This window comes from Halomonas sp. 3A7M, assembly GCF_014897875.1.
Classification (GTDB): Bacteria; Pseudomonadota; Gammaproteobacteria; order Pseudomonadales; family Halomonadaceae; genus Vreelandella.
Genome location: NZ_JABUZD010000070.1, coordinates 1 through 20461, shown reverse-complemented (window position 1 = coordinate 20461; position 20461 = coordinate 1). Strand labels below are relative to the sequence as shown.

Genomic DNA, 20461 nt, shown 5'->3' with positions numbered 1-20461 from the left:
AGGCTTGACCCTATAACACCCAAGGGGTCTGGTCGCAGTGATAATGAAAACCGGATACGCGCTTCCTGTCAGTGACAGGAAACAAGAGACGCCACAAAACATCAGTTACATATTCAGCATGATATACATGACCAGTTACGCCTGACGACCATAGCACGCGTGAACCACCTGATCCCATGCCGAACTCAGAAGTGAAACCGCTTAGCGCCGATGGTAGTGTGGGGTCTCCCCATGCGAGAGTAGGTCATCGTCAGGCACTTATTTAACAAAGAACCCAGCCCATCGGCTGGGTTTTTTGTTTGCGCTATTGGTTATAGACTATTCGAAAAAATCCCCCAGGGCTGATGCCTTGGGGGATTTTTTTATGCTTTGAAAATGTGAGAATTAGCGGCAGATTGCTTCCAGTGCCTCTATTAAACTATCCATTTCATCATCTGTGCCGATGGTGATGCGCAAGGAGTTGTTGAGCGCGTCAGTATTAAAGTGACGTACCAAGACTCCTCGCTCGCGGAGGCCTGCAAACAGCTGAGCGCCTTCAAAATCGGGATGCTGGGCAAGCACGAAGTTGGCTTTTGATGGCAGTACTTCAAAGCCTAGCTGCTCAAGACGCTGACGCGTGCGCTCTCGAGTCGTGATCACATTATTTCGGCAGGCGTTAAAATGTTCTTCATCCTTAAGGGCTTCAATGCCGATGAGGCTCGCTAGACTATCGACGGGATAGGAGTTAAACGAGTCTTTGACCCGCTGAAGTCCATCAATCAGCTCTGGGGAGCCGATGGCATAGCCCAAGCGTAACCCCGCCAAGCTACGTGATTTAGAGAACGTTCCAGTGACTAGCAGGTTAGGGTGGCGCTCAACTAAGGCGACAGCGCTTTCTGCGCCGAAATCAACATAAGCCTCATCAATTAATACAACCCGGTTTGTCACGCGCTTAAGCAGAGCCTCAATGGTTTCGAGGGGGTGCGCGTGTCCAGTCGGCGCGTTTGGGTTGGCAAAAATAACGCCGCTGCGCTCTGATGCACTCGCCAGAGCATCAATATCAACTTCCCACTGGGCATTTAGTGGGTGTTTGCGAAGCGTGACGCCATAAAGATTGGCGTAAACAGGGTAGAAGCTATAGGTGATTGAGGGGACATCCAGCGGTGCGTCATGGCAGAAGAAGGCCTGAAACGCAAACGCGAGCACTTCATCTGACCCATTGCCGACGAAGGTTTCTGCCACGCTAACCCCATAGCTTTCAGCCAGCGCTGTACGCAATGCATAAGAGGTAGGGTCAGGATACAAGCGCAAATGATCGATGGCATAATTACGCAGCGCCTTGCTCACCCCTGGCGCGGGTGGGTAAGGGTTTTCATTGGTGTTGAGTTTAATAACCTGTTCGCGGGGCTGCTCACCTGGCACATAGGGGGTAAGCTCCCGAACAGCTGGACTCCAGTATTGGCTCATGCGGGTAACCTGATTATCCTAATGTTAATACCCCATGGTCACCCGATGGCTGCCCGAGCGCAAGCATTCAAGTAAGTAAGGGGGTGGGCGTCGCACCTTGTAGCGGTTATGCTGTCATAAGCGCGCGAAAGAAATGTATGTCCAACACGATAAGGAGACACTCAATGCAATTTAGGAGTTTGCTAGCCGGCTCGGCTATGTTGGCACTGCTGGCGGGCTGTGCAGCTGGCCCGACGGGCCAGAGTGAAGATGCAGGAATGACTGCTTCTCAAGTCAATTACCAAGGTACGCTGCCTTGCCGCAACTGCGATGGTATCGACTTGGATGTGACGATGATAGGCGAAGAAATGAGTGCTCCTGAAGAACGGACGTTCACGTTAAACGCCACTTATCGTAATCATCCACAAACACCACCAGACGAAAACTATGCAGGTAACTGGGAAGTGTTGACGGGCACGCCGTCTGATCCGGATGCTACTGTCTATGAATTAACGCCGAATGGCGATGGTCAGATTTACTACTTCCAGCGTATCAGTGAGCGCACGCTGGAGCTAATCGACCCAGAGCGTCGTCGTTTCGAGAATGGCGAAATGCTGCAGTTACAGCGTCAATAAAGTGTGAAGCGACGCTCAAAGGCGGCCATTGGCCGCCTTTTGCATTTCTAGCGATCTGATGCATAAATCTCAGTGGCGACATCAAGATATCAACAGGAGCAACATGGCGGTGGCGAAAGCGAAGAGTGCCTTTGTATGTACCGAGTGCGGTGCAGAGTATCGAAAGTGGCAAGGCCAGTGCTCCAGCTGCCAGGAGTGGAACACGCTAAGTGAGATTCGTTTGGCCAGTGCGCGACCTGGAGGTGGTACTGCGACGGGACGAGCGGGCTATGCTGGAGACCTGTCGCGCGATGTAGTGGATCTTAGCAATGTGAATCTCAGTGAGGTTCCTCGCCTTACCTCGACCTTTGCCGAGTTTGACCGTGTGCTGGGTGGTGGCTTAGTGCCGGGTTCCGCTGTGTTACTGGGGGGGAATCCAGGCGCTGGTAAATCTACACTGCTTCTACAAACTGCCTGCAAGCTCGCCCAGCAGCGGCGTATTCTATATGTCACTGGGGAGGAGTCGCTTTCCCAAGTCGCCATGCGCGCCCACCGCTTACAGCTGCCTACTAATGGCTTGAAAATGTTGGCCGAGACCAGCGTGGAAACCATCTTGGCGGTATCTGAACGGGAGAAGCCAGAGATTCTGGTGATTGACTCCATCCAGACTATGCATCTGGAAGATATCAGCTCTGCGCCGGGAGGCGTTGCCCAGGTACGGGAATCTGCGGCAGCGCTGACACGCTTCGCTAAGCAAACGAACACGGTTCTTTTGCTGGTTGGTCATGTGACCAAAGATGGCACGCTGGCGGGTCCTAAAGTGCTGGAGCACATGATTGATGCTTCGTTGCTATTAGAGGGCGGAGCTGATTCTCGATTTAGAACGCTCCGCGGCCAGAAAAACCGCTTCGGCGCGGTGAATGAGCTGGGTGTGTTTGCAATGCTCGAGCAAGGCTTGAAAGAGGTTAAAAACCCCAGTGCGATTTTCCTCTCACGCCAAGAAGAGCAGGCACCCGGTAGCTTGGTCATGGTGGTGTGGGAAGGCACTCGGCCAATTCTAGTGGAGGTGCAGGCATTGGTGGATGAGTCTGCCCTGGGTAATCCTCGCCGTGTTGCCGTTGGCGTCGATCAAAACCGACTTGCCATGCTGCTAGCCGTATTAAATCGCCACGGTGGTCTGTTTACCGGTGATCAGGATGTCTTCCTTAACGTGGTGGGTGGAGTGAAAGTGCTCGAAACCAGTGCTGACTTAGCGGTGCTGTTAGCCGTGGTGTCCAGTCTGCAAAATCGCGCACTGCCAAAAGAGCTGGTGGTGTTTGGCGAAGTGGGGCTTTCAGGAGAAATTCGACCAGTGCCCAGTGGGCAAGAACGCATTGCTGAAGCGGCTAAGCACGGTTTTCTAAGGGCAATTGTTCCGCGCGGCAACGCACCCAAGCAGGCTCCGAAGGGAATGGAGGTTATCCCTGTCGATAAATTGAGCGATGCCCTGGAAGCGTTGTAGCGTAAGCTATGCTAAGGAAAAGCATTAAGACTAAGGAGAGGCGCCATGAGTGCAATTCGGTTAACCCAATATAGTCACGGAGCGGGTTGCGGCTGCAAAATTGCACCAGATGTACTGGATGGGATTCTTGCTAAAGCTGGGCCTGCCGCGGGCCATAAACGCCTCATTGTCGGTAACAAGGGACGCGAAGACGCAGCGGTGTATGATTTGGGTGATGGCCGCGGCATGATTGCGACCACCGACTTCTTTATGCCGATTGTCGATGACCCCTTTGATTTTGGTCGTATTGCTGCCACTAACGCGATTAGCGATGTCTATGCCATGGGTGGCACGCCGGTCATGGCATTAGGGATTTTAGGTTGGCCGCTGGATAAACTCAGCGCAGAAATCGCGGGAGATGTTGTTGCCGGTGCCCAGGCTGTTTGTCGTGAGCTAGGGGTAGCGTTAGCGGGCGGTCACTCGATCGATGCTCCTGAGCCGATGTTTGGTTTGGCGGTCAACGGGTTAGTCGATTTAGCGCATTTAAAGCTCAACAGCCAAGCAAAGCCTAATGACCTGTTATTCCTAACCAAGCCACTTGGCGTAGGGCTACTAACCACAGCCGAAAAACGGGGTTTGTTAGAGGCTGGCCATCACGGCCTTGCTCGTGAAACGATGCTCAAGCCCAATCATATCGGTGTTGAGTTAGCTAAGGTGAAAGGCGTTAACGCTATGACGGATGTCACCGGGTTTGGCCTTGCTGGACACCTAGCTGAAATGTGCAGCGCAAGCGGTGTGATGGCGCAGATCGATTTTCGCCGCTTACCCCGTTTAGCAGAAGCCGAAGCCTACCGTCGGCAGGGCGCTGTCCCCGGGGGTTCGCTGCGCAACCGCGAAGCCCTTGGCAAAGCGTTGCCTGCGATGGACGATGCTCACTGGCAATGGCTGTGTGATCCTCAGACGTCAGGTGGTTTGCTGATCAGTGTCGACCCTGCCTGGGAAGACGATGTAGAGCGTATTGGTCGTGAGCACAGTCTTACCTTGGTGCCGTTTGGCACCATGAAGGCAGCTCAAGGCGACGTTTTGATTGAGGTCATTGGATGACGCTAGCCACTGTTCCGGCATCATTGAACTTAATTGCGCAAACAACACCGCTGATAGATGTGCGCGCCCCGGTTGAATTTATTCAAGGCAGTTTGCCTGGCGCGGTTAACTTACCGTTAATGGTTGATGATGAGCGCCATCAAGTGGGCATTGCTTATAAACAGCACGGACAGCAGGTGGCAATCGGGTTAGGTGAACGTTTAGTCAGCGGTGACACTAAACGAGCACGCGTTGACGCGTGGCTGGGATACGTAGCGCGTCAACCAGACGCTATTATCTACTGTTTTCGCGGAGGGCTGCGTTCGCAAATTGCACAGCAATGGCTTGCTGATGCAGGCATCAACAGGCCGCGCATTGACGGTGGCTGGAAAGCGATGCGGCAACGGCTATGTCAGCGCATTGATGAGGCTGCCAGCCAGCCGATGCTGGTCGTGGCGGGGCTGACGGGTTGCGCGAAAACGACGCTAATTAATCAATTGAGTAACGGCATTGATCTGGAGGCGTTTGCCAACCATAAAGGATCGGCTTTTGGGAGGCAGCCAGAAGAACCGACAACACAAATTGATTTTGAACATGCCTTAGCCAAGCGCTTAATTGGGCTGACGGGAAGCTTAGTGGTAGAAGATGAGTCGCGGCAAATCGGTAATGCCAATATTCCGCTTACCTTTTGGCATGCCCTGCAGCGTGCGCCGCGAATACGCATTGAGATGCCCTTGGATTGGCGTTTAGAGCAGTTGCGCCGTGACTATATCGAAGCACTTGAACAGCGCTACACTGCCCGTTACGGCCAGCAAGAGGGCTGGCAACGTATGCGACTCCAATTAGCCAATGCCCTGGAGCGTTTGGCGAAACGCTTAGGCAATGCCCGATTGCAGCGTCTACAGCGATTACAAGGTATGGCGTTTGATGCCCATGCGCTAGGGAATATTCAAGCCCACGAAGCATGGCTTGCGCCACTGTTGACCGAATATTACGACCCACTTTATCGCTATCATCTTGAAAAGCAGCGAGATAACCGTCCTGTGGAACTGCATGTTGGCGATTGGGAAAGCTGCTTAGAAGCCGCTAGGCAGTGGAGCGCTTAGCGGCGTTGTATTCATCTATAGCTTATGCCGCTTTCAGCCATTGGGTCATCACGCGGTCTAGCAGCGGGGCTAACTGATGAAAGCGTCCAGCATCTTCTAGGATCTGTTCACTGGTTTGTATAAAGCGTCCTGCTGCGGCAGTTTTGGGCTGTGGCCACTCATCGGCATTGAGCAGTGGTGATACGCTAGAAGCCGTCGCTTCGAAATGACACAGTAAACCGACGACACGCCCGGCGTCCCACGAAAAACCTTGCAGTGGTGCTGCTGCACTGCCGCCTAGTGGTAGTGCGCTTTCCGGTAAGCTAAACACGAGGCGGTGCCTCATAAATGCCTCAAATTGTTCGGGTAGGTCAAAGGTGCTTTCTGGGGCAAGTGTTATTTGGTGCCAGCCAATTTCAGGGTAGGTGCCTGGTGCAATAACGGCATCCAGCGCCTCCGCTATCCACAGTGCGCCCAAGCCAATACCCAATACTGGTTTCTGCCCATCCAGATAGCGGTTAATCAGCTTGCGTTCGGCTTTAAACCAATCGGGTGGATCATTCACTAGACGTTCAGGGCCATCCAGTATAATTAGCGCGTCGCACTCACCTGGTCGTGGGGTTAGCTCGCCCGCATAAAGATGAAAAACGGTGTAACTATGGCCCATACTCTCAAGCCAGTCAGTTAGACGAGCGGGACCATGGTCAGGGCCGTGCTGTAGCAGATGGATATGCATGGTAATCTCCTCGCCGGCCGATGTTAATAACGCGATAGGGATCTCCTGCCGCGTTTGTGCGACGATAACGTATCGCGTTCATTTCACCAATATTGTGACCCAGGAAATCAGCATGGTGGCTAAACCCCTAGGATTTTACCAGCGGCTTCAACAGTTGCCGTTGCCCGCTCAGCAAGCGTTTATGGCAGCCCTATGTGAACGTCTGCTACCTAACTACGCGCTTTATCAACAAACCGCGGGGGTAGGTGACGAGCATACACTGCGGACTGTGCTGAGCCTGGTGTGGGAACGTTTGAGCGTTTCGAATGCGAGCATAGACTTTGCTCGGCAAGCGGAAAAACTGGCTGAGTGCGAACCTCCTGAAGATGATGAGAGCTTTGGAGCGCGCCGAGCGTTAGATGCTGTTGTGTCGGTATCCGCGCTGCTGGATACGTTGCTGGGGGAGTCGCCCGAAGCCGTGTTAGATGTCAGCCGCACCTCGCGAGCGGGCGTGCGCGCTTTTATCGAGCTAACGGAAGGTGAAGAAGATGCCCAGGCGCTTGCGCTGATCATTCGCGACCATCCCTTGATGGCCGACGAAAATGATTTCCAGGACGCTGTTTTGGACGCCGTGAGCGAGCCAATTAATAAAACCTCCCTAAAAGAAATTCGTCAGCTAGGGCGTAATAACGGCATTAGTAATCTTGGTTTAACCTTAGACGAAGGCGAGGAGTAACGGTCGAAGCTGGTTAAAACCGCAGGCCCGCCGTGACCATCATGCCGGCGGTGCCGAAGATGATAAGGTCTGATTCTACACGCCCCCATTGCACGCCAATGCTGGGTAGCAGTGCAGGCGCCGTGCCTAAATGGTTAAAGGGAATCTTGTCGCGATATTCACCTTTATAGCCGTGTAGTAGCCCGCCAGTTAGCTTGGCGCGTACGTTGATCTCTTCGGCAAATTGCCAAAGCGGGAATTCACGCCCAGCATAAAAATACCAGGTTGGTTGATCAAATGAGTTTTTAAACCATGCCGCCCCTGTTAACCAGCGGTCTGGATTATGTAGTTCAATGCTTGCCAGTTTTTGCTGATTGGTATGGTCAGGGTCAGGATCGAAGTGGCGCGTTAGCAAACTGGTTTGCACCAGTGTGTGATCAAGTTCTAAGGTGGGAGGCCAATCTGGCAAAGAAAAGGCTGAGACGGTAGTGCTCAGCCAAATCCCTGCTATCCCTCCTGCCCATTGATAATAACGAGGCATGTCACTGCTCCTGAGAGAAGGGCTTTTTGCTAAGTGGTTTCGCTAAAGGCGCATTTCGATGCCGTGCTCCGCCATGTAACGTTTTGCTTCTGGTATCGTATATTCACCAAAGTGGAAGATGCTTGCTGCCAATACCGCATCGGCACCACCTTTGAGTACGCCGTCTACTAGGTGATCCAAGTTTCCTACACCGCCAGAAGCAATCACCGGCACGCTAACGGCTTCAGAAATAGCATGGGTAACCCCCAGATCAAAGCCCACTTTAGTGCCGTCGCGATCCATACTGGTGAGCAATAACTCGCCAGCACCAAACTCTACCATCTTTTTGGCCCACTCGATGGCATCCAGTCCCGTTGGTCGACGCCCACCGTGAGTGAATATTTCCCAGCGAGGAGGCTCGCCTTCTTTAGACACCTTCTTAGCGTCAATCGCCACCACAATACATTGGCTGCCAAAGCGCTCGGCGGCTTCGCGAACAAACTCGGGGTTGGTCACCGCGGCGGTATTGATGGAGACTTTGTCAGCCCCTGCATTCAGCATCGTGCGAATATCATCGCAACTGCGGATGCCTCCCCCCACGGTGAGGGGAATAAACACTTCACCGGCAATGCGCTCTACCATGTCGACCGTTGTGTCACGGTTTTCATGGCTGGCGGTAATGTCGAGGAAGGTGATTTCATCGGCACCCTGCTGGTTATAGCGCTGAGCAATTTCGACCGGGTCGCCTGCATCACGGATGCCAACAAAGTTAACGCCTTTCACCACGCGTCCGGCATCGACATCTAAGCAAGGGATAATACGTTTCGCTAAACTCATTTGTCGCCTCCGCTAAGCTGGTCGCTCAAGCGCTGAGCTTCTGCCACATCGAGGCTGCCTTCATAGATCGCGCGGCCGGTAATCGCGCCTAAAATGCCGCTGTCAGCGACATCACACAGCGCACGAATGTCGTCTAAATTGGTGACGCCACCGGAAGCAATCACCGGTAAGCCACCTTCGCGGGCTAGCGCAGCCGTGGCTTCTACATTGACGCCTTGCATCATGCCATCGCGGGCGATGTCGGTATAGACAATGCTGGAAACGCCGTCATTGGCAAAGCGCTTGGCGAGCTCGGTCGCCTTTAAAGTGGATACTTCCGCCCAGCCATCGGTGGCCACATAGCCATCTTTAGCATCCAGGCCAACAATAATGTGGCCTGGGAACGCACGGCACATTTCGCCCACGAAGTTCGGCTCTTTAACTGCTTTAGTGCCAATAATGACGTAAGAAACCCCGGCATTTAAATAATGCTCAATGGTTTCCGCTGAGCGGATACCGCCGCCAATTTGGATGGGCAGCTTAGGGTAGGCGCGCGCAATTGCGGTGACTGCCTCGCCGTTCATCGGCTTGCCTTCAAAAGCGCCGTTTAGGTCAACCAAGTGCAGGCGGCGAGCACCCGCTTCTACCCAGCGAGCGGCCATGGCAACAGGGTCATCGCCGTAGGACGTTGAATCTTCCATGCGGCCTTGCTTCAAGCGCACACACTGGCCGTCTTTGAGATCAATCGCGGGAATTACCAACATTGTGAAACCTCTCAGGGCGTCCAGGTGACAAAGTTTTCTAGCAGGCGAAGGCCCGCGCGGGAGCTTTTTTCAGGATGGAACTGCACAGCGAAGGTGGCGTCACGGCCAATCGCTACATGGGCGCAAACCTTGCCGTACTGGGTAGTACCAAACACTTGCGCGTCGTCAGTCGCATTAACGTAGTAGCTGTGTACAAAATAGAAGTGTTCGTTATCGTCAATGCCTGACCATAGCGGGTGATCGTGATGCTGCGCTACAAGGTTCCAGCCCATGTGCGGGACTTTTAAGCGCTGTTCGTAATCATCGCGCATATTGGCCGGAAAACGATCAACGCTGCCATGGAAAAAGCCTAGGCAATCTACGCCACCGTTCTCTTCGCTACGTTCCATCAGCATTTGCTGGCCCACGCAAATACCCAATAGTGGTTTCGCTTGACGGGTAAGGATGTCATCGACTAAGCCGCGTAGCTCGGTACGTTCCAGCTCGCCTACACAGTCCCTAATAGCCCCTTGGCCCGGGAGTACTAGGCGCGTTGCACCTAGAATACGTCGCGGGTCGCGAGTAATAATCACATTTTCGTGGGTGACGTGCTCAAGCGCTTTTGCCACAGAGTGCAGGTTGCCCATTCCATAATCGATTACCGCGATGGTCATAAAGCGCTCCTTGTGATCGTTGGCGAGCTACCACTCGCTGCAATACCCGGCATTATAGGCTTCCTTTGGTAGACGGCATTTGTCCCGCCATACGCGGGTCTTCTGCCACCGCCATGCGCAGCGCGCGGCCAAACGCTTTAAATATAGTCTCAGCCTGATGGTGAGCATTAAAGCCTTTTATATTGTCAATATGCAGGGTGACGCGCGCATGGTTGACGAAGCCTTGGAAAAATTCCCAAAACAGCTGGGTATCCATACGGCCAATGGTATCGCGGGTGAAGTCGACATTCATATAGAGACCTGGACGGCCGGAGAAGTCGATAACCACACGGGACAACGCTTCATCAAGAGGAACGTATGCATGCCCGTAGCGATAGATGCCGCGTTTATCGCCGATCGCTTGGTGAAATGCTTGGCCTAGGGTAATGCCTAGATCTTCAACTGTATGGTGATCATCGATGTGCAGATCGCCTTTTGCGTCAATGTCGAGATCCACCATCCCATGACGAGCCACTTGATCAAGCATATGGTCAAGAAACGGAACGCCGGTGTCGCTGCGGAGACGGCCTTCGCCATCAAGGTTGACGCTGACCGTAATCTGCGTTTCGTTGGTGTCACGGCTTACCGTGGCAATACGCGCTGACATGTTGCATCTCCTGCGCTGATGCGCACTCTGAGGGGGTATTGGTGGATCGTCGGGTAATGTTAACACCGCCAGATCAAAGCATAACCTGTGCCAAAAGCGACCATTATAGTGAATCGGCACCCCCATCCGCTACAATGCGCGAAAGGTAGCCGCCTTTGCTGGCGGTAGAATAGCAGCCTTGCTGCTTTGGCAAAGAGGATTTCACCATGCCGGTGACATTGGATTACGTCGACCAGGCCCGTTGGGAAGCAGAGGAGCAGGTGCGTATTGACCTAATACGCATTTATGAAGATGCGCCCCAAGAGCGAATGCCTACACCAACGGTCGCCCCTTTTATTGAACAGCATTTAAAAGGGCAGCACTTTTTTGCCTGCGCACATTTTAATGATCGACTGCTCGGTGCAGTGGCGATAAAAGAGGCAGCTGACCGCGCCTGGTGGCTCTCCGAGCTGTGCGTGCGTAAACCCACCCGACGGCGTGGCGTAGGCACACGACTAATGGCACTGTTAGGAGAGCAGGCAAAACAGGAAGGACGTGTGCTGCGCATCGCAACGTCGTCGCTGCCGTTAGCCGATCGAGTACTGCTCTCAAAGCTTGGTTATCGCCCCGTAGCCCCTGAATCATCCGCGCCGTCGGATGATTCCATCACCAGTGATTTTGTTGAGCTCGACCCACAAGGAAAAGGGCAATGAATCATCTACTACGTATTTTGCTGGCCGCGGTAGGTATTTTAGCGATTGTTGCCGTTGCCGCAGTGGTGTATGTCACCACTTTTCTTGACCCAGAAGATTTCAAGCCTCGGCTAACTGCGGTGGTAGAAGAACAAACTGGCCTGAATCTAGCGTTGGAAGGCCCGATCACATGGTCATTTTATCCGCGTATAGGGGTCAGTGTTGAGCAGGCAAAAGCGTGGCTGCCAGAGCAAGCTCAGGACGAGAGTGCGTTTGCCGCCATTGAGCGAGCTGAAGTTAGCGTCGCCTTTGCCCCTTTATTACGCGGCGAAATCGCGGTTGATGGCTTAACCCTAGATGGCATGCGCTTAAACCTTGAAAAGGATGAGCAGGGCGAAGGTAATTGGCAGCCGTTACTAGAGCGCCTCGCTGAGCAGGGTAACGAAACAGCGGAAACGGTACTGGCGCCTGCAAGCGCTGGCCCCAACGCAGATGCTGGAAGTTTGTCGGTGGTGCTGAATATTGCCAGCGTAGAAGTGAAAAATGCTGATATTCGCTTCCGTGATGAGCAAAGCCAAGCGCTTTGGCGTGTGCAGCCGCTCAATATTTCAGGCGCCAACGTCAATCCGTTACGCTCCTTCCCTTTAAAAACCATGTTTACATTAACTAAGCATAATCGCTTAGATGCAGAGGTGTTGGAGCGTACGCCCGACCTGACCAGCGAAGTGAATCTCGAAACTCGTCTTCGTTTAGGTTTGAAAGATGAGCAGTTGGTTTTTGAAAATATCCAGCTGACGACCCGTACGCGACGCTCTGGAGAAAGTGATCCGCAGCAGCTTAGTTTGAAAGCAGCTGAAATAGTTGCCCGAATGGGGGAGCAGCAACTTACGATTCGCGAGGGTGTCGTTGACGCGGGCTTACGTCATCCAGACAATTGGCAGGGTAGCCTCGCGCTTTCGTTGGCATTTGGTTTGGAAAGTGACTGGGCGGCGCAAACTGCTCAGTTTAAAGATGCTCAGTTAACCGGGCCGGATGGGCTGAGAGTCAGTGGTCATCTCAATGTCGAAAAGTTTTTAGACTCTCCTCAATACAGTGGCCAACTCACCGCAGCGCCTTTTACATTGCGGCCTTGGTTATCTCGCGCAGGCATTACTCTCAAGACGGCCAATGAAAGTGCCCTGAGAGATGTGGCGATGACTAGCCCAATTGAAGGCGATATGACGAGTATTGCATTGCCGCGTCTTTCCTTAGTAGTGGACGACAGTACCTTTACAGGTAATATTTCCGCCGCGCTGGACGGTACTCGGCTCGCCTTTAATCTGGAAGGTGACCAACTGAATATTGATCATTATCTGCCTGGTCCGGAAACCGCTCAACAAGCTAGCCGAGGTATACTGCGCAAAGCCTTTGCCCAAACCGATGGGGCACTATTGCCTCAGGAATGGCTGAGCACGCTATCGCTAGAGGGGGGCTTAAGCGTCGACCAGCTTGTGCTGGCGGGACTAACGTTCGATGACACTTCGCTAAGCTTGCGCGGCGAGAATGGAGTGCACCAACTGACAGCCTTTGAGTCACGTTTTTATGAGGGCGAGCTTAATTCGACTGGCCGTCTAGATGCGACAGCGAACATACTGGAATGGCAGATTTCTCCAAGTGTCAGTGATGTTCAGGTCGCACCGCTCATTGAAACCTTTAGTGAAGAGGCATCACCGTTACGAGGCCGCTTTAACTTGGAAGGTGCACTGACGACTCAAGGCAATCGCCGTGACGTGCTCATCAATAATCTTAACGGCGAGCTAACTGCGCAGCTAAGCGACGGAGCGATTCTGCAAACGAATATCTCTCAGCAAATGTGCGAGATAGTGGCGCAGCTAGAGGGCGAAAGCACCCAGCGCGAATGGGAACCTGATACGCGTTTTGAACGGTTTGATGCGACCTTCCAAGTGCGTAATGGTGTAGTAAATAGCGACGATTTGCTTATCACCCTTCCTGGTATTGATGTACAGGGTGAAGGCGAATTCAGTCTCAATACGCTGAATTTTACGACTGAGGCAAATGCTAGGTTGGTCGACACAGCCGATGCCGCCTGTAACGTGAACTCGCGTTTAGAGCAGTTGCCTCTTCCAGTTCGTTGTGAAGGCCATGTGGGCGACGATAAAACCCAGTGGTGCCGATTTGATCGTTCGGCTTTCCAAGCAGCGGTGATAGACCTACTACGTAATGAAGCAGGCGGCCGTCTTGAAGAAGAGCTTGAGGAGCGGCTGGGCGATTCGCTTGATCAAATTGACGAACGCCTAGGAGAAGGCGCTGGTCAGGAACTTCGTGAGGGGATTCGTCGTCTATTTAACTGAGCATTCATGCACGTTTTGAAGCGATACAATCAGTGTGCGCCGGCCTTACCGCCGGCGCTTTTTTGCGTGTTAGTTAGCCACATAATAGCAAGGCCAACTGACGGCTAATTGCAGGGTGCCGTTTTACTGTTTAAGGAAATCCTATGGCCGACATGTTTACACCGTGCCTCGCGGCGGAAGAGTTTCAACGCCGCTTGCTTACCTGGTTCGATCAGTATGGCCGGCATGACCTGCCTTGGCAGTCGCCCCGAAGTGCCTACCGGGTATGGGTATCTGAAATTATGCTCCAGCAAACCCAAGTCGCGACGGTTATTCCCTACTTCAAACGCTTTATGACGCGCTTTCCCACGTTAGAAGCACTGGCCAACGCACCTCAGGACGACGTGCTGCATCTCTGGACCGGGCTGGGTTACTACGCCCGTGCCCGTAATTTGCATAAAGCGGCCCAAGTGGCGTTAGCGTCCCATGGGGGAGAGCTGCCAACGGACAGTGTCGAAGCGTTAATGGCGCTGCCAGGTATCGGCCGCTCCACTGCTGGCGCGATCATCGCGCAAAGCTCTGGTCAGCAGGCCGCGATTTTAGATGGCAATGTAAAACGATCGCTGACTCGCTTGCATGCCATTACTGGCTGGCCAGGCAAACCAGCAGTAGAGCGCTCACTATGGGCGTTGGCTGAGTATTTCACGCCCAATACCCGTCTTGCCGACTATACCCAAGCCATCATGGATTTCGGCGCCACGCTATGTAAACGCAGCAAACCTGATTGCCTGATCTGTCCGTTTAACGACGTATGCCGTGCCTATGCCCAAGGTGAGCCGCAACGCTTTCCCGAATCCAAGCCTAAAAAAGCCTTGCCGACGCGTGAAACCATTATGCTGATGCTACGAGACAGGCAAGGGCGGGTGTGGTTAGAGCAACGGCCACCCAGCGGCCTGTGGGGAGGCCTATGGAGCCTGCCTCAATTTGAGCAACATAGTGAACTGGACGATTGGCTGGCTGATCATGTGACGTCCCCCGAGCGCCATGCGCCACTGCCCAGCTTTACTCATACGTTTAGCCATTTTCGGCTATTGATTACGCCTCAGCCCGTCAGTTGCGATAGGCTGAACGGCGTAAGAGAAGATGGCGTGTGGTATGACGTTGACGCACCGCCCTCGCTTGGCTTGGCTGCGCCGGTTAAATCGCTGCTGAGCCAGCTGGCGCCTTTTTCCCTAGATCCAACGCCGGGGCCGTCGCGCTAACCTCACTCGCGTTATTACTTTTATATTCGCAGCGTTATTCAAAAAGGAGTACACCATGAGCACCACCGTTTTTTGCCGCAAGTACCAACAAGAGCTACCCGCTCTGCCATTTCCACCACTGCCAGGTAAGCAGGGCCAAGAGATTCAAGCCACGGTGTCTAAGCAGGCCTGGGAAGAGTGGCAGTCGTTGCAAACGCGCTTGATTAATGAAAAGCACCTCAACATGTTAGAGCCCGAGGCGCGCGCCTATTTGATGGATCAAATGCAGCGTTTTCTAAATAACGAAGCAACGGATCAAGCGGAAGGTTACGTGCCGCCTACCCAGGCTTAAGCGTTCAGGAAGCAAGGCTGTAAGGAGTGAAACTCGGTGCAGCCCACGGATGGCGCGGCTTTTGCACGTTTTGAGCCCTGCAAAGAAGTGCCCTAAGCACGTGACTAGAAAGAAAGTTTCACGAAAGTGTTGACGAAAAGCTGAGTTTTTAGTTTAATACGCACCGTTGGCAGCGGCCAGATAGCTCAGTTGGTAGAGCAGGGGATTGAAAATCCCCGTGTCGGCGGTTCGATTCCGTCTCTGGCCACCAAACGTTGGGGTATCGCCAAGTGGTAAGGCACCGGTTTTTGGTATCGGCATTCCCAGGTTCGAATCCTGGTACCCCAGCCATTGCCAACAAGATTTCTTGTTGATTGCAAAGCTTAACAGTGAAGCAATCATATTCTCAAGAAAGCGCGAAGAGCCGACATAGCTCAGTTGGTAGAGCAACTGACTTGTAATCAGTAGGTCCCGGGTTCGACTCCTGGTGTCGGCACCACTGAAAAGTGGTTAAAATCAGAGCGTTAGAGAATTAGATTAAGCCGTCCGAAAGGGCGGCTTTTTCGTATGTGTCTATAAAGTGTCTACAGCGTGGGCACCTTCACAACTGAACCTTGCAAGTTGGGTGACCAAGCTGCCATTGCAGAAAGATAGTCATCGTCCACCTCTATACTATAGAGAAAAATGACTATCCCCAGTTCATTTCCCCCATAGCTACTTTAGCGCCAATCTGTAGTGCAACGCTTAGCTTTGCATTTGGGTAGCGACGGGTCATTGCTTCAATGAGTTCATCGCTGTTATTCGCTTTGGCGAGCTCTTCTTCAAATGCTAATAGGTAGTCACGTGTATATTGAATCGCGGAAGCATCAATAGCTGCGTCAGGTTGCATGTGACCGGGTATAACGACCCTAGGAGAGCGTGCTGCCATTTCATCAAGCGCTTGTACCCAAGCCGCTCGCTGTTCAGCAGTAGGGGTGTCTGCTGTCCACACGTGTAGGTCTGAGAATACCAGCACACCTCCAAAAACAGCATCCAGGGAGGGAGCCCAGAGGTAGCGACGATTGGGCAGGCCCTCTACATTAACAATCTGAATGTCTTGACCATCGACTTGCAATGCTTGGCCATCAAACGCCTCGGGCATAACGATTTCATCAAGTGATTGTGGTCCGTTTTCTTGGAGCTGGGGTGACCATGTGGAGATTTTTTTCTCTACATTTCCCTTGATAGCATCAATTGTGGCGGGGGCGGCGATAACGCGAGCATCGAGAAATGCTGCTTGTATCGCGCCAAGGCCAAAATAGTAATCAGGATCGCTTTGGCTAATATAGACGGTAGTTAGCTGCTTACCGCTCTGTTGGATTGCCTCGGCAATTGCACGTCCATCAGATAAGGTAAAGCTGCTATCAATTAATACTGCCTCTGTCGCTCCCGTCACCAATACGGGCGCTCGGAAAAAGCCATTTTCTCCCGCAGGAAAATGCTGCCAACTTAATTGATCATCAGACGCGAGGCTCTTTTTTATGCCACTTAGGTTGCCAGTACTTATAGCCATGGATAATCCTAAGGCAGTTAATGACTTTAAAAACTGATCTGGCAACAGTTTTCCGGACACTTTTTTAAGCGGCTGCACGTAGCCTCGATTCATAGTCCGCTGGACTCATATAGTCGTTGCTGGAGTGCAGCCGCACCCGATTATAAAATACCTCGATATACTCGAAGATCGCCTGCCTCGCTTCCTCTCGCGTCTTAAAGTCCTCGTGATACACCAACTCGGTCTTTAGAGTATGAAAGAAGCTTTCTGACGGGGCGTTGTCCCAACAGTTACCCTTGCGGCTCATGCTGCACTTGAACTCATGCTGCTTGAGCAAGCCCTGGAAACTATCCGAGGCATACTGGCTGCCACGGTCACTGTGAACCAGCAGACCGGCTGCTGGCCGACGCTTAAAGATCGCCATGGTCAGCGCGTCGTTCACCAACGCTGCCGGCATCCGGCTATCCATGGACCATCCGACGACCGCTCGTGAGCAAAGGTCAATGAAGACGGCTAGGTACAGCCAGCCCTCCCGTGTCGGGATATAGGTGATATCACCGACATAAGCCTGATCAGGCTCTGATGCCGTGAAGTTACGATTCAGCAGGTTCGCGGCTACCGGCTTGTTATGCTTTGAATTGGTCGTCGCTTTGAACTTGCGCCGCATCTTGCACTCAAGGCCCTCTTCACCCATCAATCGACCGATTCGACGGCGGCTGACGGTTTCTCCGTCTTCAGCCAGTTGCTTTTGAATACGCCGTGTTCCATAGGTTGAGCGGCTTTTTTTATGATGTTCACGAATACTGGCCTTCAACGCCTGATCATCCCGGACTCGCTGGCTGGACGGTCTAGTTCGCCACTCGTAATAGCCACTGCGAGAGACTTCAAACACTCGGCACATCAGGGCAGTGCTGAACGTGCCCCGATGCTCCTCGATGAAGCCGTACCTCAGTTCGATTCTTTGGCGAAGAAGGCCGCCGCCTTTTTTAACAGTTCCCGCTCTTCCTTCAGCCGAGCATTCTCACGCCGGAGTTGCTTCAACTCTTCATATAGGTGCTTGTCGTCAACCGCACTACTCGAATCACTCGTCTGCTTGCCATGGAATTTATCGATCCAAGTATGCAGCGTGTTGACGTTAACGCCCAACTCGCGCGCCGACTGGGCGATCGGTTGATCGGATTCCACCGCTAGTTTGACGGCGGCTTCTTTAAACTCGGCTGTATACGAATTGCTTTTTTTCTGACTCATGGCACACACCTTGATGGGCAGATAATATTATCTGCGTCTGTGTGTCCGGGAAACTATAACCACTTCAAACATACGCCGAGTAGCCATTTTTTCTTTCTTCTGCAATTTTGTTTAGAGGGTCAATTGATTAAGTTGGCGCGTTATAGCGCGCGCATCTGTTGGGCTAGCGCACTGGGGTTGGCATACAACTCATTCGTGGAAAGAACCTTTAGGTTTCCACTCGACTGAGCGATGAACGTGGGCACTCCTCGAACGTTAAGCTTCTGCATTAGCGTTTGAGCCTGTGAAATGCGAGAACGATTGGAATGGATAAGTGTTTCACTGGCACCTGTCATTAACTCAGCCGCTTGTGTCAGCTCAAGTCTTTGTAGAATCTCAACCAACGTGACTTGAGATGTCACATCACGACCCTGTACGTAGCGTGCGTATTGGATTGCTTTTAAAGCCTCGAACTCATCGGCGGGTGCGGTAAGCGATACTGCCGTTAGCGCTAGCGTAGCGGCACTACTATCAAACCGCTGATGATGATCGCTTAACACGTGATCGCGATATAGTTGAGTGAATAGTTGCCCCGTTAGGCGCTCAATCCGCTGATCGTTACTCCAGGCATAGGCCGCGAATTCATGATCCATTTGCCTTCCGCCACGGCCTGAGAAAAGGCCGCTGGGTAACAGAACCACGTTTATATCGTCTGCCGCGATCACGTCTGAAACAGATGATGTTGCGCCATAGCACCAGCCACACAAAGGGTCGAACAGGTAATACAAAGTGTTATTCATCGTCGAGTCTCTCTATACATGATGGACTCGCATGCTAAAGAGATTGTATTGACGGATAAATACATACGAAGCATATTATGTGTATGGAAAAAGCATACAGTCGAAGTGGAAGTAAGCTAGGCGGATTTAATAACTTGCGGCGCTTAACTTACTTTGCGGCAGTGGTTGAAACGGGGTCTTTTACGGCCGCCGCAGAGCGTCTGGGTATCACCAAGGCGGTGGTTAGCCAGCAGGTGGCACGCCTTGAGCAAGAGTTTAGAACCTCTCTCCTCACGCGTACGACGCGATCGGTACAAGTTACCTCCGCTGGAAAAGTGTTTTACCAACGCTGTGCCTTGATTCTCCGTGAAGCTGAAGATGCTTTTGATGAGTTAGGCGAAATAGCCCAGGAGCCGACAGGCACATTACGATTGACGGCCCCTTTCGATTACGGTGTCACCTTTGTGGTGCCTGCGATTGCTGCATATACCCAGCAATATCCCGATTGCCGGGTCGATGCTACGCTGCGGGATCAAAAAGTCGATCTGATGGCTGAGGATATCGAACTGGCTATCCGTGTTGGTTGGCTAACAGAGGCAAGCGTGCAAGCAAGGAAAATAGGCTCTTTTCGGCAATTGCTCGTTGCATCGCCAAGCCTTGAAAAAGAGGTGGCGCAGCTCTCTCAGCCGGAAGAGTTATTGAAGTTCCCGTTCATTGCTAATAAAGCGCTGCCCCATCCATTGCAGTGGGAGTTTTCACTCAGTAAGGGTGAACGCAGAACCATCCACGTGCGCGCCTCAATCTTTCTTGATGCGACACTCGCGGTACGTGAAGCGTTGTACGCTGGTGCGGGAATCTCGGTATTGCCGGATTATGTCATAGCAGGCGATATAGCCGCCGGGCGCCTTATACATATTTTGCCCCAGTGGAGTTTGCCCTCCGGCGGCATACATGTCGCTTTCCCATTAGCACGTTTTCGTCCTGCGAAAGTGCGTGCGTTTGTCGACATACTTGTACGTAGAGAGCAGCAGCGACAAGAGGGCGCTTTCATTAAGTGAGCTTACCTGCAAACCGATGGCTAATAAAGATGCACGGCCTCAAATACTGCCACTGGTTTGCCATTGGCATTTTTAAGTGACAAGGAACCACCGTCTACTTGCCAAGTGTCTACGTTATTAAGTGTGCTTAGCATTGCCTGCTCGTTACGCATTTGCGTGTCGGGGCAGGCCATCATCGTGGTGCCAACTTGTTCAAATGCTATTTGCTTACCATCAACACGGTAACTGCCAATCAAGTTATTGCAGCCAGTTGAGCCAGCTAGCCGTGTATTTTCTTCATGGAGCACAAGATGAGGCTCGCGAAAGTTTTCAGCGGTGATGATGGGTTGCCCTTCAAGCGTGACCAGTTTCCAGTACGTATTGGTTAGCGTTTCGTCAGGCTTGACTGCTTGATGAGGCGCTGAGTGTGATTGGCACCCGCTCGCTAGCAGGATAATAAGAGTAGATGCGATAAGGGGTAATTTTTTCATAAAGCGTTTCTCTAGGTTTGCGTCATAAAATAATAATCGGATTGATAATGTTTTGCTACCTTAGCTTCTGTCCGATACTTTGTTAACAACCTGAGTCTGCTCTTGTTTTAATGCTTTATATAAATAGTAAACCTTTTTTTTATTCATCGCTGCTTGATTGTTTTTTTATAACACACCAGTTTGCTGGAGCTGTGAAAGGCTGAATGCGATATGAAGATGATGTGATGACTAAAATGTGATTAATTTTAATGTCATTGTCTCAGTTAAGTGGTTATGCAAAAGTTATCGAGTTACTTTTTCCGTAATT

General features: G+C 52.3%; 21 protein-coding genes, 3 tRNA genes and 1 rRNA gene. 14 read left to right on the top strand and 11 right to left on the bottom strand.

Going from position 1 to position 20461, the window contains the following annotated elements:
• The first annotated feature begins 140 nt into the window (after positions 1 to 140).
• A 5S ribosomal RNA gene (rrf, locus tag INT19_RS06335) occupies positions 141 to 256 on the top strand.
• Between the two features lie 128 nt (positions 257 to 384).
• On the opposite strand, the gene hisC is transcribed toward rrf, so the two are convergent.
• Positions 385 to 1446, bottom strand: a complete 1062-nt coding sequence (gene hisC / locus INT19_RS06330) for a histidinol-phosphate transaminase (RefSeq protein ID WP_193060154.1) — start codon at positions 1444 to 1446, stop codon at positions 385 to 387.
• Between the two features lie 164 nt (positions 1447 to 1610).
• Between hisC and INT19_RS06325 the strand changes: the two genes are divergently transcribed.
• The 4 genes from INT19_RS06325 to mnmH all read left to right on the top strand — a co-directional run bounded on the left by INT19_RS06325 (position 1611) and on the right by mnmH (position 5708).
• Positions 1611 to 2060, top strand: coding sequence for a copper resistance protein NlpE N-terminal domain-containing protein (locus INT19_RS06325; protein ID WP_089039894.1), 450 nt, complete (start codon positions 1611 to 1613; stop codon positions 2058 to 2060).
• A 109-nt stretch (positions 2061 to 2169) separates the two neighbouring features.
• Complete coding sequence (gene radA, locus INT19_RS06320) at positions 2170 to 3540, top strand: DNA repair protein RadA (protein WP_193060155.1); 1371 nt, start codon at positions 2170 to 2172, stop codon at positions 3538 to 3540.
• A gap of 45 nt (positions 3541 to 3585) precedes the next feature.
• A complete protein-coding gene (selD, locus tag INT19_RS06315; protein WP_089039892.1) occupies positions 3586 to 4623 on the top strand; it encodes a selenide, water dikinase SelD in 1038 nt (345 codons plus the stop codon).
• Positions 4620 to 5708 carry a tRNA 2-selenouridine(34) synthase MnmH gene (gene mnmH, locus INT19_RS06310; RefSeq protein WP_193060153.1) on the top strand — a complete coding sequence of 363 codons (1089 nt, stop codon included), beginning with the start codon at positions 4620 to 4622 and terminating at the stop codon, positions 5706 to 5708. Before selD ends, mnmH begins: the two co-directional genes overlap by 4 nt.
• Positions 5709 to 5730: 22 nt before the next feature.
• Here the strand turns inward: mnmH and INT19_RS06305 are convergent, their stop codons facing one another.
• The gene (locus INT19_RS06305; protein ID WP_193060152.1) at positions 5731 to 6423 is read right to left on the bottom strand and encodes a type 1 glutamine amidotransferase; all 693 of its coding nucleotides are present in this window, start codon (positions 6421 to 6423) and stop codon (positions 5731 to 5733) included.
• A 112-nt stretch (positions 6424 to 6535) separates the two neighbouring features.
• Here INT19_RS06305 and INT19_RS06300 point away from each other — a divergent pair, with 112 nt between their 5' ends.
• Positions 6536 to 7138, top strand: coding sequence for a YjaG family protein (locus INT19_RS06300; RefSeq protein WP_193060151.1), 603 nt, complete (start codon positions 6536 to 6538; stop codon positions 7136 to 7138).
• Between the two features lie 13 nt (positions 7139 to 7151).
• Here INT19_RS06300 and INT19_RS06295 read toward each other — a convergent pair whose 3' ends face one another.
• The 5 genes from INT19_RS06295 to hisB are packed head-to-tail and all read right to left on the bottom strand — an operon-like array spanning position 7152 to position 10516.
• Positions 7152 to 7658: a hypothetical protein gene (locus INT19_RS06295; RefSeq protein ID WP_193060150.1), complete on the bottom strand. Its 507-nt coding sequence runs from the start codon at positions 7656 to 7658 to the stop codon at positions 7152 to 7154.
• A gap of 42 nt (positions 7659 to 7700) precedes the next feature.
• Positions 7701 to 8474: an imidazole glycerol phosphate synthase subunit HisF gene (gene hisF / locus INT19_RS06290; RefSeq protein WP_193060149.1), complete on the bottom strand. Its 774-nt coding sequence runs from the start codon at positions 8472 to 8474 to the stop codon at positions 7701 to 7703.
• Positions 8471 to 9217 carry a 1-(5-phosphoribosyl)-5-[(5-phosphoribosylamino)methylideneamino]imidazole-4-carboxamide isomerase gene (hisA, locus tag INT19_RS06285; protein ID WP_095604466.1) on the bottom strand — a complete coding sequence of 249 codons (747 nt, stop codon included), beginning with the start codon at positions 9215 to 9217 and terminating at the stop codon, positions 8471 to 8473. Before hisA ends, hisF begins: the two co-directional genes overlap by 4 nt.
• A gap of 11 nt (positions 9218 to 9228) precedes the next feature.
• Positions 9229 to 9870, bottom strand: coding sequence for an imidazole glycerol phosphate synthase subunit HisH (gene hisH / locus INT19_RS06280; RefSeq protein ID WP_038478294.1), 642 nt, complete (start codon positions 9868 to 9870; stop codon positions 9229 to 9231).
• Between the two features lie 52 nt (positions 9871 to 9922).
• Positions 9923 to 10516 carry an imidazoleglycerol-phosphate dehydratase HisB gene (hisB, locus tag INT19_RS06275; protein ID WP_030074661.1) on the bottom strand — a complete coding sequence of 198 codons (594 nt, stop codon included), beginning with the start codon at positions 10514 to 10516 and terminating at the stop codon, positions 9923 to 9925.
• 206 nt (positions 10517 to 10722) lie between these two features.
• On the opposite strand from hisB, the gene INT19_RS06270 reads away from it, so the two are divergent.
• The 7 genes from INT19_RS06270 to INT19_RS06240 all read left to right on the top strand — a co-directional run bounded on the left by INT19_RS06270 (position 10723) and on the right by INT19_RS06240 (position 15588).
• Positions 10723 to 11208 carry an acetyl-CoA sensor PanZ family protein gene (locus INT19_RS06270; RefSeq protein ID WP_089039886.1) on the top strand — a complete coding sequence of 162 codons (486 nt, stop codon included), beginning with the start codon at positions 10723 to 10725 and terminating at the stop codon, positions 11206 to 11208.
• Positions 11205 to 13538, top strand: coding sequence for an AsmA family protein (locus INT19_RS06265; protein ID WP_193060148.1), 2334 nt, complete (start codon positions 11205 to 11207; stop codon positions 13536 to 13538). Before INT19_RS06270 ends, INT19_RS06265 begins: the two co-directional genes overlap by 4 nt.
• 143 nt (positions 13539 to 13681) lie before the next feature.
• Positions 13682 to 14779: an A/G-specific adenine glycosylase gene (gene mutY, locus INT19_RS06260; RefSeq protein WP_193060147.1), complete on the top strand. Its 1098-nt coding sequence runs from the start codon at positions 13682 to 13684 to the stop codon at positions 14777 to 14779.
• Between the two features lie 55 nt (positions 14780 to 14834).
• A complete protein-coding gene (locus INT19_RS06255; RefSeq protein ID WP_083007102.1) occupies positions 14835 to 15110 on the top strand; it encodes an oxidative damage protection protein in 276 nt (91 codons plus the stop codon).
• 174 nt (positions 15111 to 15284) lie between these two features.
• A tRNA-Phe gene (locus INT19_RS06250) sits at positions 15285 to 15360 on the top strand.
• A 5-nt stretch (positions 15361 to 15365) separates the two neighbouring features.
• Positions 15366 to 15440 (top strand) — tRNA-Gln (locus INT19_RS06245).
• A gap of 72 nt (positions 15441 to 15512) precedes the next feature.
• A tRNA-Thr gene (locus INT19_RS06240) sits at positions 15513 to 15588 on the top strand.
• 189 nt (positions 15589 to 15777) lie between these two features.
• On the opposite strand, the gene INT19_RS06235 is transcribed toward INT19_RS06240, so the two are convergent.
• The 3 genes from INT19_RS06235 to INT19_RS06225 form a co-directional block, all read right to left on the bottom strand.
• Positions 15778 to 16641: an MBL fold metallo-hydrolase gene (locus tag INT19_RS06235; protein WP_193060146.1), complete on the bottom strand. Its 864-nt coding sequence runs from the start codon at positions 16639 to 16641 to the stop codon at positions 15778 to 15780.
• A 64-nt stretch (positions 16642 to 16705) separates the two neighbouring features.
• Positions 16706 to 17868 (bottom strand): IS3 family transposase gene (locus INT19_RS06230; protein WP_174788252.1). Its coding sequence is split into 2 segments (ribosomal slippage): positions 16706 to 17595 and positions 17595 to 17868, totalling 1164 coding nucleotides; the frame shifts between segments, so codons are not numbered across the junction.
• 140 nt (positions 17869 to 18008) lie between these two features.
• On the bottom strand, positions 18009 to 18647 hold the full coding sequence (locus INT19_RS06225) for a DsbA family protein (RefSeq protein WP_193060145.1): 639 nt from the start codon (positions 18645 to 18647) through the stop codon (positions 18009 to 18011).
• A gap of 134 nt (positions 18648 to 18781) precedes the next feature.
• On the opposite strand from INT19_RS06225, the gene INT19_RS06220 reads away from it, so the two are divergent.
• Positions 18782 to 19684, top strand: a complete 903-nt coding sequence (locus tag INT19_RS06220; protein WP_226916971.1) for a LysR family transcriptional regulator — start codon at positions 18782 to 18784, stop codon at positions 19682 to 19684.
• 20 nt (positions 19685 to 19704) lie between these two features.
• Here the strand turns inward: INT19_RS06220 and INT19_RS06215 are convergent, their stop codons facing one another.
• Positions 19705 to 20154, bottom strand: coding sequence for an META domain-containing protein (locus tag INT19_RS06215; RefSeq protein WP_089039838.1), 450 nt, complete (start codon positions 20152 to 20154; stop codon positions 19705 to 19707).
• Positions 20155 to 20461: the final 307 nt, after the last annotated feature.

Excerpts from the sequence above, each read along its gene's own strand:
- hisC (WP_193060154.1), bottom strand. The coding sequence starts at position 1,446 with ATGAGCCAATACTGGAGTCCAGCTGTTCGGGAGCTTACCCCCTATGTG.
- INT19_RS06325 (WP_089039894.1), top strand. The coding sequence starts at position 1,611 with ATGCAATTTAGGAGTTTGCTAGCCGGCTCGGCTATGTTGGCACTGCTG.
- selD (WP_089039892.1), top strand. The coding sequence starts at position 3,586 with ATGAGTGCAATTCGGTTAACCCAATATAGTCACGGAGCGGGTTGCGGC.
- mnmH (WP_193060153.1), top strand. The coding sequence starts at position 4,620 with ATGACGCTAGCCACTGTTCCGGCATCATTGAACTTAATTGCGCAAACA.
- INT19_RS06305 (WP_193060152.1), bottom strand. The coding sequence starts at position 6,423 with ATGCATATCCATCTGCTACAGCACGGCCCTGACCATGGTCCCGCTCGT.
- INT19_RS06300 (WP_193060151.1), top strand. The coding sequence starts at position 6,536 with ATGGTGGCTAAACCCCTAGGATTTTACCAGCGGCTTCAACAGTTGCCG.
- INT19_RS06295 (WP_193060150.1), bottom strand. The coding sequence starts at position 7,658 with ATGCCTCGTTATTATCAATGGGCAGGAGGGATAGCAGGGATTTGGCTG.
- hisF (WP_193060149.1), bottom strand. The coding sequence starts at position 8,474 with ATGAGTTTAGCGAAACGTATTATCCCTTGCTTAGATGTCGATGCCGGA.
- hisA (WP_095604466.1), bottom strand. The coding sequence starts at position 9,217 with ATGTTGGTAATTCCCGCGATTGATCTCAAAGACGGCCAGTGTGTGCGC.
- hisH (WP_038478294.1), bottom strand. The coding sequence starts at position 9,870 with ATGACCATCGCGGTAATCGATTATGGAATGGGCAACCTGCACTCTGTG.
- hisB (WP_030074661.1), bottom strand. The coding sequence starts at position 10,516 with ATGTCAGCGCGTATTGCCACGGTAAGCCGTGACACCAACGAAACGCAG.
- INT19_RS06270 (WP_089039886.1), top strand. The coding sequence starts at position 10,723 with ATGCCGGTGACATTGGATTACGTCGACCAGGCCCGTTGGGAAGCAGAG.
- INT19_RS06265 (WP_193060148.1), top strand. The coding sequence starts at position 11,205 with ATGAATCATCTACTACGTATTTTGCTGGCCGCGGTAGGTATTTTAGCG.
- mutY (WP_193060147.1), top strand. The coding sequence starts at position 13,682 with ATGGCCGACATGTTTACACCGTGCCTCGCGGCGGAAGAGTTTCAACGC.
- INT19_RS06255 (WP_083007102.1), top strand. The coding sequence starts at position 14,835 with ATGAGCACCACCGTTTTTTGCCGCAAGTACCAACAAGAGCTACCCGCT.
- INT19_RS06235 (WP_193060146.1), bottom strand. The coding sequence starts at position 16,641 with ATGGCTATAAGTACTGGCAACCTAAGTGGCATAAAAAAGAGCCTCGCG.
- INT19_RS06225 (WP_193060145.1), bottom strand. The coding sequence starts at position 18,647 with ATGAATAACACTTTGTATTACCTGTTCGACCCTTTGTGTGGCTGGTGC.
- INT19_RS06215 (WP_089039838.1), bottom strand. The coding sequence starts at position 20,154 with ATGAAAAAATTACCCCTTATCGCATCTACTCTTATTATCCTGCTAGCG.